14 protein-coding genes and 1 pseudogene are annotated in these 12,805 nt (G+C 73.8%); 7 read left to right on the forward strand and 8 right to left on the reverse strand.

The genetic code is table 11. The annotated features are described in order from the left end of the window. Positions 1–143: 143 nt before the first annotated feature. From ABT057_RS30245 to ABT057_RS30255, 3 genes and pseudogenes are all read right to left on the reverse strand, one after another. Positions 144–305, reverse strand: a pseudogene (locus ABT057_RS30245) (TetR family transcriptional regulator); the annotation flags it as partial. Beyond that, entirely contained in the window at positions 283–741 is a 459-nt protein-coding gene (locus ABT057_RS30250) for a DUF4260 family protein (protein WP_352346800.1), read from the reverse strand. The gene ABT057_RS30250 and the pseudogene ABT057_RS30245, both read right to left, overlap by 23 nt. 70 nt (positions 742–811) lie before the next feature. Then, complete coding sequence (locus ABT057_RS30255; protein ID WP_352346801.1) at positions 812–1,495, reverse strand: TetR/AcrR family transcriptional regulator; 684 nt, start codon at positions 1,493–1,495, stop codon at positions 812–814. A 46-nt stretch (positions 1,496–1,541) separates the two neighbouring features. Between ABT057_RS30255 and ABT057_RS30260 the strand changes: the two genes are divergently transcribed. From ABT057_RS30260 to eda, 5 genes are all read left to right on the forward strand, one after another. Beyond that, a complete protein-coding gene (locus ABT057_RS30260) occupies positions 1,542–3,209 on the forward strand; it encodes an FAD-dependent monooxygenase (RefSeq protein WP_352346802.1) in 1,668 nt (555 codons plus the stop codon). A 33-nt stretch (positions 3,210–3,242) separates the two neighbouring features. Further along, on the forward strand, positions 3,243–3,992 hold the full coding sequence (locus ABT057_RS30265; RefSeq protein WP_352346803.1) for a MerR family transcriptional regulator: 750 nt from the start codon (positions 3,243–3,245) through the stop codon (positions 3,990–3,992). Further along, entirely contained in the window at positions 3,989–4,588 is a 600-nt protein-coding gene (locus tag ABT057_RS30270) for a hypothetical protein (RefSeq protein ID WP_352346804.1), read from the forward strand. The genes ABT057_RS30265 and ABT057_RS30270 overlap by 4 nt, the downstream gene beginning before the upstream one ends. 68 nt (positions 4,589–4,656) lie before the next feature. Further along, positions 4,657–5,439, forward strand: coding sequence for a peroxide stress protein YaaA (gene yaaA / locus ABT057_RS30275; protein WP_352346805.1), 783 nt, complete (start codon positions 4,657–4,659; stop codon positions 5,437–5,439). A gap of 76 nt (positions 5,440–5,515) precedes the next feature. Then, the gene (eda, locus tag ABT057_RS30280) at positions 5,516–6,178 is read left to right on the forward strand and encodes a bifunctional 4-hydroxy-2-oxoglutarate aldolase/2-dehydro-3-deoxy-phosphogluconate aldolase (RefSeq protein ID WP_352346806.1); all 663 of its coding nucleotides are present in this window, start codon (positions 5,516–5,518) and stop codon (positions 6,176–6,178) included. On the opposite strand, the gene ABT057_RS30285 is transcribed toward eda, so the two are convergent. Genes ABT057_RS30285 through ABT057_RS30295 form a run of 3 tightly spaced genes read right to left on the reverse strand, consistent with a single transcriptional unit; the run spans position 6,150 to position 9,094 of the window. Next, positions 6,150–7,478 carry a bifunctional RNase H/acid phosphatase gene (locus tag ABT057_RS30285; protein WP_352346807.1) on the reverse strand — a complete coding sequence of 443 codons (1,329 nt, stop codon included), beginning with the start codon at positions 7,476–7,478 and terminating at the stop codon, positions 6,150–6,152. The two genes, eda and ABT057_RS30285, sit on opposite strands and share 29 nt — an antisense overlap. A gap of 12 nt (positions 7,479–7,490) precedes the next feature. After that, entirely contained in the window at positions 7,491–8,234 is a 744-nt protein-coding gene (locus ABT057_RS30290; protein ID WP_352346921.1) for a zinc ribbon domain-containing protein, read from the reverse strand. After that, on the reverse strand, positions 8,231–9,094 hold the full coding sequence (locus ABT057_RS30295; RefSeq protein ID WP_352346808.1) for a Nif3-like dinuclear metal center hexameric protein: 864 nt from the start codon (positions 9,092–9,094) through the stop codon (positions 8,231–8,233). The genes ABT057_RS30290 and ABT057_RS30295 overlap by 4 nt, the downstream gene beginning before the upstream one ends. A gap of 199 nt (positions 9,095–9,293) precedes the next feature. On the opposite strand from ABT057_RS30295, the gene ABT057_RS30300 reads away from it, so the two are divergent. Both ABT057_RS30300 and ABT057_RS30305 read left to right on the forward strand, forming a co-directional pair. Further along, positions 9,294–10,460: a hypothetical protein gene (locus tag ABT057_RS30300; RefSeq protein ID WP_352346809.1), complete on the forward strand. Its 1,167-nt coding sequence runs from the start codon at positions 9,294–9,296 to the stop codon at positions 10,458–10,460. A 96-nt stretch (positions 10,461–10,556) separates the two neighbouring features. Next, positions 10,557–10,715 carry a hypothetical protein gene (locus ABT057_RS30305; protein WP_352346810.1) on the forward strand — a complete coding sequence of 53 codons (159 nt, stop codon included), beginning with the start codon at positions 10,557–10,559 and terminating at the stop codon, positions 10,713–10,715. A gap of 61 nt (positions 10,716–10,776) precedes the next feature. Here ABT057_RS30305 and ABT057_RS30310 read toward each other — a convergent pair whose 3' ends face one another. Then, positions 10,777–11,715, reverse strand: coding sequence for a 3-oxoacyl-ACP reductase (locus ABT057_RS30310; RefSeq protein WP_352346811.1), 939 nt, complete (start codon positions 11,713–11,715; stop codon positions 10,777–10,779). An 11-nt stretch (positions 11,716–11,726) separates the two neighbouring features. Then, positions 11,727–12,803 (reverse strand): Zn-dependent alcohol dehydrogenase, encoded by a 1,077-nt coding sequence (locus ABT057_RS30315; RefSeq protein WP_352346812.1) that lies wholly within the window; start codon positions 12,801–12,803, stop codon positions 11,727–11,729. Positions 12,804–12,805 lie beyond the last annotated feature (2 nt).

Below are 12,805 nucleotides of genomic sequence, written 5' to 3' on the forward strand. Positions count from 1 at the left end.
CGAGGACGACATCACCCGGGGCCGCAAGAAGATCAGCGACATGCAGCAGGCCGTGTCCGACTGGAAGAGCAAGGGCGGCGACAAGCTGCGCGACACTCCTCCAGCATCTGCGCGTTCAGTTCGACCTCGACGGCGTGTTTGTCGGGGAAGTGTTTGTAGAGGGAGGGCGCCTTGATGCCGAGGTGGTCGGCCAGGGCCCGCATGGTGAACGCGGCGGGCCCGGACGCCTCGAGGAGGGTCCGGGCGGCCGCCGCGATCTCGCGGGCCCTGGGTGTGAGCCGGTCAGTCACGCTGGAAGCCCTCACGCTGGAAGCCCTCCTTGGTGCGCGGCCCGTAGCCGAGGGCGCGGTCGTACGAGATGTGCGCGAGCCAGCCGCAGAGGGCCGCGAACAGCGGGGCCCAGGTGAAGGGCGCGAAGGCGTACAGGGCCAGGAGCGCGAGCGGGACCGCGGCCCGGTGCAGGGCGTTGTAGTACGGCACCGCGCGGGGCGGGAGCTGCCCTTTCGCCATGTGCGGCGCGTCGTCGAGGGCGACCAGGAAGGCCAGGTCCGGCAGGACCAGGAAGGCGAGGGCGGCGGTGCCCGCGAGCCAGCCGTGGTTGACGGCCTCCAGGACGGCGAACGCCGACCAGAACAGGGCGGCCGCGAGCCAGGCCGTTCGGCGGGCCGGGGCGAGCGCGGAAACGGTGCGGGTGTGCGGGTGCTTGCCTGTGCTGGTGCTGGTGGTGGTGGCTGTGCTCATGGCTGCCTCCCGGACGCCGAGTGTGGCTAACAGCGTTAGCCCGACAACCACGACGGTACGGCTAACGCTGTTAGCCGTCAAGAGAGGTACCGGACGGCGGCGCGAACACCGCCTCCAACGCGTCGAAGGCCGCGCACACCCGCACCCGGTGACCGGCCGCGACCTCGTCCGCCGCCTCCCCCGCCAGCAGCCGGCGCGCGGCGGTGACGTAGACCGTGCGGTAGGCGGCGACCGTCAGCGCGGCCGCCAGGACGGGGTCGGCGAACTCCGGGGCCGTTTCGGCGAAGGCCCGGGCGACGGCCTCCTCCAACTCCTCCACCCCCTCCCGCGCCCGGGCACGCAGCGCGGGTGAGGCGATGACGACCCGCCAGAAGTGCGGGAAGTCGTCGTCGACCCCGCCGAGCGGGTGGCGTTCGTCGAGGAGGCGGAGGGCGAGGGCACGGAGGGCGGCGAGCGGGCCTTCGCCGGGAGCCCGGTGCCGTACCGCCCCGGCGAACATCTCGACGGCCTCCGGGATGCGGTCGAGGAACAGATCCTCCTTGCGCGGGAAGTAGTTGAAGACGGTCATGGCGGACACCTCGGCTGCCCGGGCCACCTCCGCGACGGTCACCTCGTCGAACCCGCGCGCCACGAACAGCCCGGTCGCCACGTCCGAGATCCGCTGCCGCGTCGCCCGCTTCTTGCGCTCCCGCAGGGGGAGTTCCCCGCTCCGGCCACTCCGGTCTTCCCAGCCGCCCCGGTCTTCGTTCGCCATGGGAAAACTATAGCGGCCACAAACTTTTAGTGACTAAAGTGAAGTCATGACGGACTACGACGTGGTGGTGGCGGGGGCTGGACCGGTCGGGCTGATGCTGGCCTGCGAACTCGCGCTCGGCGGCGCGCGGACGCTGGTCGTGGAGCGACTGGCCGAGGTGGACGAGACGATCAAGGCGGGGTCGATCAACACCCCCACGGCCGTCGCGCTGTACCGGCGAGGGCTGCTGCCCCCGCTCGCGGCGGTGCAGGAGGCGGCGATGAGGCGGTTCCGGGAGTTCGCCGGGGCGTCCGCCCCGAGCGCGGTGCCGCCGCCCAGATTCGCCGGGCATTTCGCCGGCATCCCGCTGAGCGCCGACCTGCTGGACGAGTCCGACCCGGCCTTCGCCGGCCTCGGCCCGGCGGCGGAGGTCGGTTTCGTCCCGCAGGCCACGCTGGAGCGGCTGCTCGCCGAGCGGGCCGGGGAACTCGGGGTGGAGCTGCGGCGGGGCGTCGAACTGGCCGGCTTCGAGACCTGCGACGACGGCGTGACCGTACGCCTCGCACCCGGCGGAGAAGCCCTCGTGCCCGCCCGGGAAGCCCACTTACCCGGCGGAGAGGCCCTCACACCCGCCCGGGAGGCCCACGCACCCGGCGAAGAAACCCCCACACCCGCCCGCGAGGCCCCCGCACCCACCCGCGACGTACGCGCCGGGTGGCTCGTCGGATGTGACGGTGGACGCAGTACCGTCCGCAAGCTCGCCGGGTTCGAGTTCCCCGGCACCGACCCCGAGATCACCGGCTACCAGGCGCTCGTCTCGCTGACCGGCGGGGAGCGGCTCAGGGGCGGATGGAACACGACCGCCGTGGGGACGTACGCCCACGGGCCCATGCCCGGCCGGATCCTCACCGTCGAGTTCGACGGGACGCCCGTGGACCGTTCGGCGCCCGTCACCGCCGAGGAGTTGACCGGCAGTCTGCGCCGGGTCACCGGTGAGGAGGTCACCGTGACCGAGGTGCGTACGGCGACCCGCTTCACGGACAACTGCCGGCAGGCGACCGACTACCGCAAGGGGCGGGTGCTGCTCGCGGGGGACGCGGCGCACGTGCACTCGCCGTTCGGCGGGCAGGGCCTGAACCTCGGCATGGGGGACGCCGTGAACCTCGGCTGGAAGCTCGCGGCCGTGGTGCGCGGCACGGCACCCGAGGGACTGCTCGACACGTACACGGCCGAACGGCACCCGGTCGGCGCCTGGGTGCTGGAGTGGACCCGCGCCCAGATCGCGCTGATGCGGCCACAGGCGCACGCCCGCGCCCTGCGCGAGGTGGTGACGGGGATGGCGGGGACGGTCGACGGGACGACGTACCTGGTCAAGAAGATCTCCGGGGTGTGGCAGACGTACGACCTGCCCGGCGGCCACCCGCTCGTCGGCCACAGCGCGCCCGACCTGGAACTCGCCGACGGCACCCGGCTCGGCGGCCTGCTGCACGGCGGGCGCGGCCTGCTGCTCGACCTCGCGGACGACGGCAAGCTGCGCGCCCTCGCGGAGGGGTACGGCGACCGGGTGGACGTCCGGACCGCCACCTGCCCCGGCCGGCCGGAGCTCGCCGGGCTGCTGGTGCGGCCGGACGGGTACGTGGCGTGGGCCGCGGACGCGGGATCCGACGGCGGCGGGGAAGCGGCGGACGCGCTGGACCTCTGGTTCGGCACCCCGGGTGCGCCCGACCGTGCTTGACCCTGCCGCAGCGTCAACGTCTGTACTGGTCCCATGCGGATCGGAGAACTCGCCGAGGCCGTCGGCGTCACCCCGCGGACCGTCCGGCACCACCACCTGCGCCTGCTCCCCGAGCCGGAGCGGCGCGCCAACGGCTACCGGGACCACACCCTGCGACACGCCGTCGCCCTGGCCCGGATCCGGCGGCTGACCGAACTGGGCCTGGGACTGGCGGAGGTGCGGGACGTGCTCACGGACGACGCGGGGAAGGACCTCGTCGAGGTGCTCACCGAGCTCGACGAGGACCTGGCCAGGCAGGAGAGCGCGATCCGGGAGCGGCGGGTCCGACTGCGGTCGCTGCCGGCCGGGGCGGAGCTGCCCGCCGAGGGTCCGGTCTCACCCGAACCGGCCGCGCTGTTCGCGCGGACGGCGAGCGCGTCGGCCGGCTCTCCCATGGCCGCCCGGGACCGCGAGGTGCTCGCGCCGGTCGAGACGATCGCGGCTCCGGAGGAACGGGAGCGGCTGCTCGCGGCGGTGGGGTCGGTCGTGGCGTCGTCGGAGGCGGTGGCCCTGGTCGACGAGGCGTACGCCCTGCTCGACGCGCTCGCCGACACCGACCCCGCCGACCCCCGGGGGGAGACGGCCGCCCGCCTCCTCGTCGAGTGCACCCCGCGGGAGTTCCTCCCGGAGACGGTGGCCGTGGACCGGGACAACAGCTTTCTGCGCGCCCTGTACGCCGACTTCGCCCCGGCTCGGTCGGAGGCCGTCCGCCGGGCGCTGCGGATACTCGCGGAGGGACCATGAGAACGGCGTACGCCCTGGTCAGACATGAGACACGGCTGTTGGTGAGTCTGCTGCTGTGGGCCGCCCGGCGGCGGCACGGGGTGGGTGGCGGGCAGGCATTCGGATATGCGCGGGGACAGGGCGCGGTGACGGCCGGGCTGGTGTTCGTGTGCGTGGTCGAGACGTTCACGATGTCCGTGCTGCTGCGCGACTGGCCCACCGCACACCGGGTGGTGCTGGCCCTGGACCTGTACACGGTCCTTTTCCTGGCCGGCCTGCACGCCGCCTGGACGGTCCGCCCGCACGTCCTCGACGACGGCGTGCTGCGCGTCCGCCACGCGGCGCACGTCGATCTGCGCGTCCCGCTGGAGCACATGGCCTCGGTTCGGCACGAGCGCCGCACCACCCACGAGCGCGCCGACGGCGAACTGAACCTCCCGGTCGGCTCCCGGACCTCGGTCACCCTCGAACTGGCCGCGCCGATGGCGTACTTCACCTTCCTCGGCCGCCGCCGGGAGGTCACGGTGATCCGCCTGCACGCCGACGACGCCGCCCGCCTGGTACGGGCCCTCACACGGGAGCGGACCGCACCGCCGCTGCCGGATCGGCCTCGGTGAGACGGACGCGCGGCCGCTCCCGGAGGGGGCCGTACGCTGTCGCAGAGCTCTACCGAAGGAGATCCCCCGTGCTCGTCCTGCTGCCCCCGTCCGAAGGAAAGGCCGACTCCGGCCGTGGCGCCCCGCTGAAGCCGGAGGGGCTGTCCCTGCCGGGGCTCGCCGAGGCACGGGAGGCCGTGCTGAGCGAGCTGGTCGAGCTGTGCGTCGCCGACGAGGAGAAGGCGCGCGAGGTGCTCGGACTGAGCGAGGGGCTGCGCGGCGAGATCGCGAAGAACACCGGACTGCGCACCGCGGGGACCCGCCCTGCCGGGGAGGTCTACACGGGCGTCCTCTACGACGCCCTCGGTCCGGCCACTCTGGACGCGGCCGCGAAAAAGCGCGCCGCGCGGTCGCTGCTGGTCTTCTCCGGGCTGTGGGGTGCCGTCCGGGTGACGGACCGGATCCCGTCGTACCGCTGCTCGATGGGGGTGAAGCTGCCCGGCCTCGGGGCGCTGGGCGCGTACTGGCGCACGCCGATGGCCGCCGTGCTGCCCGAGGTGGCCGGGGACGGGCTGGTGCTCGACCTCAGGTCGGCGGCGTACGCGGCGGCGTGGAAGCCGAAGGGCGAGGTGGCGGGGCGGACGGCGGCGGTGCGGGTGCTGCACGCGCCGACCCGGAAGGTCGTCAGCCACTTCAACAAGGCGACGAAGGGGCGGATCGTACGGAGCCTGCTGGCGGCCGGGATCGCGCCGAAGGGGCCGGCGGAGCTCGTGGTGGCGCTGCGGGACCTCGGGTACGTGGTGGAGGTGCGGGAGCCGGCCCGGGCGGGGACGGCCTGGACGCTGGACGTGCTGGTGGACGAGGTGCACTGATCGACACCGGCTCGGGGTGTTGCAGCATGCGCAATGGCCTTTGCGCATGTCGCACCCCGGGGGCAGGATGAGGCGCATGACCTCACCCCTGCCCTCCTCCCCGGCCGCCTCGGTGCTGGACCTCGCCCCCGTCGTGCCCGTGGTGGTGCTGCCGGACGCCTCCGACGCCGTACCGCTCGCGCGGGCGCTGGTGGCCGGGGGGCTGCCCGCGATCGAGGTGACGCTGCGGACGCCGGCCGGGCTCGACGCGATCCGGGAGATCGCCGCCGCGGTGCCGGAGGCAGTGGTCGGGGCGGGGACCGTGATCACTCCGGAGCAGGTGGCGGCCTGCGCGGCGGCAGGGGCGCGGTTCCTGGTGAGCCCCGGGTGGACGGACGTCCTGCTGACGGCGATGCGGGGCTCCGGGCTGCCGTTCCTGCCCGGGGTGTCGACCACGTCCGAGGTGGTCGGTCTGCTGGAGCGCGGGGTTTCGGAGATGAAGTTCTTCCCGGCGGAGGCGGCGGGCGGTACGGCCTATCTGAAGGCGCTGGCGAGTCCCCTCCCCCAGGCCCGTTTCTGCCCGACCGGCGGGATCGGTCCGGACAACGCGGCGGAGTATCTGGCGCTGCCCAATGTCGCCTGCGTGGGCGGTAGTTGGATGGTGCCGGCGGATGCGGTGGCGGCGCGGGACTGGGGCCGGATCGAGGGCCTGGCGCGCGCCGCCTCGTACCTCAGGACCGCAGGTGGGACGTGTCGTTGAAGAGGCGGACGCTGGCGTTGCCGTCGGCGTAGTACGCCACCGCCGAGAGCGAGGCCGCCGAGAGTTCCATGCGGAACAGCGCCTCCGGCGGGGCGCCCAGGGCGAGCCGCACGAACGTCTTGATCGGTGTCACGTGGGTGACCAGGAGCACCGTGCGGCCGGCGTATGCCGCGACCAGTCTGTCGCGGGTGGCGGCGATACGGACGGCGGTGGCCGCGAAGCTCTCGCCGCCGCCGGTGGGCTGGGCCTCCGGGTCGGCGAGCCACTTGTCCAGGTCGCCCGGGTGGCGCTCCCGGACCTCGCCGAAGGTGAGGCCCTCCCAGGCGCCGAAGTCGGTCTCGATCAGCCCGTCGTCGACGGTGACCTCAAGGCCGAGGCGGTCCGCGACGGCCCCGGCGGTCTGGCGGGTGCGGGCGAGGGGGGAGGCCAGGATGTGCTGGATCGTCCCGCGCCGGGCGAGGGCGTCGGCGACGCGCTCGGCCTGCTCCCGGCCGACGTCCGAGAGGGAGGGGTCGCTGCCGCCGCTGCCGGAGAAACGCTTCTGGGGGGTGAGGGGCGTCTCGCCGTGCCGGAGCAGCACGAAGGTGGCGGGCGCCCCGAGGTCGGGGGCGGCGCCCCAGCCGACGGACGGCTTGCTGCCGGTTCCGGGGGTGGCGACGGTACGGGCCGCCCCGGTTTCCGGGGTGGCGACGGTACGGGCCGCCCGGAGATCGTCGTCGTCCGCCGTCCCGGCCGCCGGACGGCTCTGGGCCGCGGCGAGGGCCTCCCGGGCCTTCGCGGCGCCCGCGGTCGCGTCACCGGGCGGGCCGGACGGTTCGGGGACGGCCCGGGCCGAAGCCGCGGCGGAGGTGTCCAGGGCGGCCGTCGACGCGGCCGGGTCCCACTGCTCCCCGCGCTTGCCCGCGTCCATCGCCTCGTTGGCCAGCCGGTCGGCGTGTTTGTTCTGCTCGCGCGGGATCCACTCGTAGCTGACCTGGCCGGGCGGGAGGACCCGGGCGGCCTCCGTGGCCAGCGGTTTCATGTCGGGGTGCTTGATCTTCCAGCGGCCCGACATCTGCTCGACGACCAGCTTGGAGTCCATCCGGACGCGCACCGACGCCGCCGGGTCGAGCTCACGGGCGGCGCGCAGGCCGGCCAGCAGACCCCGGTACTCGGCCACGTTGTTGGTGGCGATCCCGATGTACTCGGCGCGCTCGACGAGGGTCTCCCCCGTCGCCGCGTCGATCACCACGCTGCCGTAGCCCGCGGGCCCCGGGTTGCCCCGTGACCCGCCGTCGGCCTCGACGATGAACTCCCGCACGCCGCAGACCCCTTACAGTCCGGATTCCGACGTACGCACGAGGATCCGACGGCAGTTCTCGCACCGTACGACCGTGTCGGGCGCGGCCGAGCGGATCTCGTTGATGTCGGTGATCGCGAGCTCCTGGCGGCAGCCCTGGCAGGTGCGGGCGTACAGCTTGGCCGCGCCGATGCCGCCCTGCTGCTCGCGCAGCTTCTCGTACAGCTTGAGCAGGTCGGCGGGGATGGACCCGGCGATGACCTCGCGCTCCTTGGTGACGGTGGCGGCGTCGCCGTCGAGCTGTTCGAAGGCGGCGTCCCGGCGCGCGGTCGCGTCGTCGATCTTGCCCTGGACGGCGCCGACGCGCTCGGTCAGCTCGGCGACCCGCTCCTGCGCGGACTCACGGCGCTCCATGACCTCCAGGACGACGTCCTCAAGGTCGCCCTGGCGCTTGGCGAGGGAGACGATCTCCTTCTGGAGGTTCTCCAGGTCCTTGGGGGAGGTGACGGCGCCGGAGTCCAGGCGCTGCTGGTCGCGGGCGGCGCGCTGGCGCACCTGGTCCACGTCCTGCTCCGCCTTGGTCTGCTCGCGGGCGGTGTCGCTCTCCTCGGTCTGCGCGGCGACGAGCAGGTCGCGCAGCTGGGTCAGGTCCTTGGTGAGCGAGTCGATCTCGGCGTGCTCGGGCAGCGACCTCCGCTTGTGCGCGAGCTGCTGCAGGCGTACGTCGAGGTCCTGGACGTCGAGGAGGCGGATCTGGTCGGCGGGCGCGGCGTTCAGTTGGGGGCTCCCAGGTGGTCGGTGGTGACGGATGCCGCGTGGGCGGTCCAGGGGTCGGTGACCGTGCGGGAGACGTGGACGCGCAGGCCCCATCCCCTCCGGTCGGAGATCTCGTCGAGCTGGGCGGCGGCCAGCTCGCACCAGGGCCACTCGGTGGCCCAGTGCGCCGCGTCGAGCAGCGCGAGCGGGTCGCGGGACCGGTCCGCGATGAATTCGGACGCGGGGTGGTGGCGCAGGTCCGCGGTGAGGAAGGCGTCGACGCCGGCGGCGCGGACCTGGTCGAAGAGGCTGTCCCCGGATCCGCCGCTGACGGCGACGGTCCGCACGACCGCGTCCGGGTCCCCCGCCACGCGGATGCCCTGCGCGGTGGCGGGCAGCCGCTCGGCGGCCCGGGCGGCGAACTCGCGGACGGTGAGCGGATGGTCGAGCTCGCAGATCCGGCCGAGCCCGCGCCGGCCCTCGGGGTCGCTCGGGTCGGGCACGAGGGGCCGTACGACGCGCAGGCCGAGGGCGCCGGCGAGGGCGTCGCTCACCCCCGGGTCGGCGGTGTCGGCGTTGGTGTGGGCGACGTGCAGCGCGATGTCGTTCTTGATCAGGGTGTGCACGACCCGCCCCTTGAAGGTGGTGGCGGCGACGGTGGTGGTTCCGCGCAGATACAGCGGGTGGTGCGTGACCAGCAGGTCGGCGCCCAGCTTCACCGCCTCGTCCACGACGTCCTGGACCGGGTCGACGGCGAACAGGACGCGGCCCACGTCCTGGCCGGGTTCGCCCACGACGGTTCCGACCGCGTCCCAGGACTCGGCCCGCTCGGCGGGCCACAGGTTCTCCAGCGCGGCGATGACTTCAGACAGACGGGGCACGGGCCAAGGCTACCTGCCCGTTCTGCGGGGCAGTACCGGTGCGGGTGGGGCCGCCGCCCACCGCCGTGGCGCATGCACAGCGCCCGCACGCCCCTCGGGCGAATCGCTTCTGCACCACTCTTACGAGGGAAGTCCCCGCCGCCTTGCTCCCGCGGCCGTGCGTGCGAAAACTAGCTTCGTCACCGGAGGTGACCGATTCATGACGGCTTGTGCGATCGAACCCACCGGGACGGACACGGCGGACGGGGCGGGCGGCGACGGGGACCGCGCACCGCTCGCGCCCTGTGCGATCACCGCGGACGGCGCCTATGCCGCCCGCCTCGCCCGCGGCCCCCGCCCCGGCTCCTGGTTCCCCGAGCGCTGGACCCTCGGCGGCCCCGAGCCCTACGCCGTGCCGCTGCCCGCGCACCAGCCGGAGGAACCGGGCACGGAGGTGCAGCCGCTGGCCGACGGCCGGGTCCTGATCCGGCGGCTGGTCGAAGGGCGGCACGCCTTCTCCCTGCTGTATCCCACGGGCCCGGGGACCGGTGAACTCCCCCTGGGCTCCGTGGAGTGCCCGGACGAGGACACCCGGCTGCGGCTGCTGCCTCCCTCACCCTGCGGCGGCCGCGCCTTCGCGCTGGCCGTGGGCCGGCACACGAGCGCCCTGTGGCTGGTGGCCGGCGGTTCCTTCGGCCCCGAGCACCTCGCCGAGATCCCGGGCCGCTGCTCGGGCGGCGTGTGGCTGGACCGTACGGGACGCATGCTGGCCCTGGACCGGGAGATCTGCGGCCGGACCAAGACGGTCGTGGTGGATCTGGAGCGCGGCGGCGAGGTGTCCCCGCTGCTGCAGATCGCCGCCCACAGCGACGACCGGCTGCTGCTCGCCGCCCCCGACAGCGGTCTGCTGGTCATCGGTTCGGACGCCCCCTCCCCCGGCGAGCCGCGGCTCGGCTGGGGCGTGCTCGGCAGCACCCTGCCGGTGCGTTTCCCCCGGGCCCTGCGGCTGCCCGACCGTACGCTCACACCGTTCGCCGTGCAGCCCGGCCAGGTGCTGCAGCCGGAAGGCTGCGCGGTGGCGCTCCGGATCGACGGCGCCTTCGGCAGCTGGGTCGGCGTCTGGCGCCCCGCGGACCGGCGGCTGCATCAACTCTCCGCCCCCGAGGGCTGGTTGGCGGGCAGCGGCCTGTGGACGCCGGACGGGGTGCTGCGGCTGCCGTACGCGACCGAGGCGGAGCCCTGCGGGGTCGCGCGGCTGGCTCCCCCGGTCGCGTCCCCGCCCGAAGCCGCTCCCCCGGAGCAAGGACAGGGACAGGAAGACGAAGCGGCGACGCCCCGCCCGGTCCCTCTGCAGCAGGCGCCGCTCGGCCGACTTGTAACGAACTAGCTGCGGTTGGCGTGGCCGCCTGGATCCGCCCCGTGGTGCGCTGGATAAAATCACCCGGCTGTAAGAAAGATCATGTTGACGGGGTGAACTCTCCAGATGAGCGACGTAAGCACCACGCAGCCGCTGTCCGCCGACTCCCAGGAGGCGACCGGTCACGGTCGGCACCGGGGTCCGGTCTCGTCCCACGACGGCGAGTCGGCCCCCAGCGGCCGGCACCGCAAGCCGGCCGAGGACAAGGCCGAGGCCGCTGCCTGACAGTACGCCGAAGGGGCCCGGCCGTCCACGGACCGCCGGGCCCCTTCGCACCTTTCCGGGGCTATCCCCGGCGTAGCCCCAGCACCTCCGCCGCCGCGAACGTCTCCCCCTGGGGCCGGTCCGCGAAGTGCGCGCCGAGTACGGCGTCCAGCTCCTCGAAGCCGAACACGTCCTCCTTGCTGTCGAACTTGGCCTGCACCCGCGGCCGTTCGACGACCGCGACCATCCCCCCGTGCACCACGAGCAGCTGTCCGTTGATCCGCCCGGCGGCCGGTGACGCCAAGTAGCCGACGAGCGGGGCGACATGCTCGGGCGCGAGCGGGTCGAGGCCGGCGGCGGGCTGCTCGAACCCGGCGAAGACATCGGCCGTCATCCGGGTCCTGGCGCGCGGACAGATCGCGTTGGCGGTGACGCCGTACTTGCCGAGCGCGAGGGCGGAGGAGGTGGTCAGTCCGACGATTCCGCCTTTCGCGGCGGCGTAGTTGGGCTGGCCCGCCGATCCCGCGAGGAACGCCTCCGACGAGGTGTTCACGATCCGCCCGTACACCGGGGCGCCCGCCGCCTTGGACCGCTCCCGCCAGTGCTCGGCGGCGAAGCGGGTGGTGTTGAAGTGGCCCTTGAGGTGGACCCGGATCACCGCGTCCCACTCCTCCTCGGCCATGGAGAAGACCATGCGGTCGCGCAGGATGCCGGCGTTGTTGACGACGACGTCCAGCTTGCCGAACTCGGCGATCGCCGATCCGACGAGTTCACGGGCCTGCCGGAAGTCGGAGACGTCCCCGGTGTGGACGAGCGCGGTGCCGCCCGCCGCCCGGATCTCCGCCGCGACCTCCTCCGCGGGACCGGCCGACGCCTCGCCCGAGCCGTCCCGCCCGGGCTGCCCGTAGTCGTTGACTACGACGGCCGCGCCCAGCCTGGCCAGCTCCAGCGCCTCGGCCCGGCCGAGCCCGCGCCCGGCGCCTGTGACGATCGCGGCCAGCCCCTCGAGTGGCAGTGACATCCGGGCCGCCCTCAGATCTCTATGCAGGTACGCAGGGCGGTCCCCGTGCGCATCTGGTCCAGCGCCTCGTTGATCTCGGCGAGCGGGACGCGGTGCGTGATCAGCCCCTCGAGGTCGATCCGGCCGGCCCGCCACAGGGCGATGGTCCGTTCGTAGGAGCGCAGGACGTCGCCGCCGCCGTACATCGAGGGAAGGATCCGCTTCTCGTCGAAGAACAGCTCGAACATGTTGAGCTGGAGGAAGTCGTCCAGGGCGCCCGCGCCGACGACGACGAGGGTGCCGCCGCGCCGGGTGTTCTCGTAGGCGGTGCGGGCGGTGGCGGCCCGGCCGACGACCTCGAAGACATAGTCGAACCCCTCGCCGCCGGTGGCGAGTTGCTTGGCTCCGGCCAGTTCCTCCGGTGAGACCGCCTGGGTGGCACCGAAGTTCAGGGCGGCCTCGCGGCGGGAGGCGACCGGGTCGACGGCGACGATCTCGGCGGCGCCGCGCAGGCGCGCACCCTGGATCGCGGAGATGCCGACGCCTCCGCAGCCGATGACGGCGACCGACGAACCGGCCTCCATGTCCGCGGTGTTGAGCGCGGCGCCCAGACCGGTCGTCACCCCGCAGCCGATGAGCGCGGCGATGTCGTACGGCACGTCGTCGGGGATCGGGACCGCGCAGCCCGCGTCGACGACGACCTCCTCGGCGAAGGTGCCGGTGCCGGCCATCCCGAACACGTCCCCGCTCGCCCGGCGGAAGTTGGGGGTGCCCGCGTTCATGAAGCCGGCCAGGCACAGTTCGGTCTGGCCGCGCTTGCAGGCGGGACAGGCGCCGCAGGCCGGCAGCCAGCAGACCACCACCCGGTCGCCGGGCTTCACCCGGGTGACGCCCTCGCCGACCTCCAGGATCTCGCCCGCGCCCTCGTGTCCGGGTACGAACGGCGCGGGCTGTGGCAGCACCCCGCTCATCGCGGAGAGGTCCGAGTGGCACAGCCCGGTGGCGTGGATCCGGATCCTGACCCGGCCCGGCCCGAAGCCGATCGCCTCGACGTCGTCGAGGACTTCCAGTTTATCCTGGCCGATCTCGTGCAGTACGGCTGCGCGCATGG

This window comes from Streptomyces sp. NPDC002588, from assembly GCF_040295925.1.
Lineage (GTDB): Bacteria > Actinomycetota > Actinomycetes > Streptomycetales > Streptomycetaceae > Streptomyces.

Excerpts from the sequence above, each read along its gene's own strand:
- ABT057_RS30250 (WP_352346800.1), bottom strand. The coding sequence starts at position 741 with ATGAGCACAGCCACCACCACCAGCACCAGCACAGGCAAGCACCCGCAC.
- ABT057_RS30260 (WP_352346802.1), top strand. The coding sequence starts at position 1,542 with ATGACGGACTACGACGTGGTGGTGGCGGGGGCTGGACCGGTCGGGCTG.
- ABT057_RS30315 (WP_352346812.1), bottom strand. The coding sequence starts at position 12,803 with ATGCGCGCAGCCGTACTGCACGAGATCGGCCAGGATAAACTGGAAGTC.
- ABT057_RS30265 (WP_352346803.1), top strand. The coding sequence starts at position 3,243 with ATGCGGATCGGAGAACTCGCCGAGGCCGTCGGCGTCACCCCGCGGACC.
- ABT057_RS30305 (WP_352346810.1), top strand. The coding sequence starts at position 10,557 with ATGAGCGACGTAAGCACCACGCAGCCGCTGTCCGCCGACTCCCAGGAG.
- ABT057_RS30310 (WP_352346811.1), bottom strand. The coding sequence starts at position 11,715 with ATGTCACTGCCACTCGAGGGGCTGGCCGCGATCGTCACAGGCGCCGGG.
- eda (WP_352346806.1), top strand. The coding sequence starts at position 5,516 with ATGACCTCACCCCTGCCCTCCTCCCCGGCCGCCTCGGTGCTGGACCTC.
- ABT057_RS30300 (WP_352346809.1), top strand. The coding sequence starts at position 9,294 with ATGACGGCTTGTGCGATCGAACCCACCGGGACGGACACGGCGGACGGG.
- ABT057_RS30255 (WP_352346801.1), bottom strand. The coding sequence starts at position 1,495 with ATGGCGAACGAAGACCGGGGCGGCTGGGAAGACCGGAGTGGCCGGAGC.
- ABT057_RS30270 (WP_352346804.1), top strand. The coding sequence starts at position 3,989 with ATGAGAACGGCGTACGCCCTGGTCAGACATGAGACACGGCTGTTGGTG.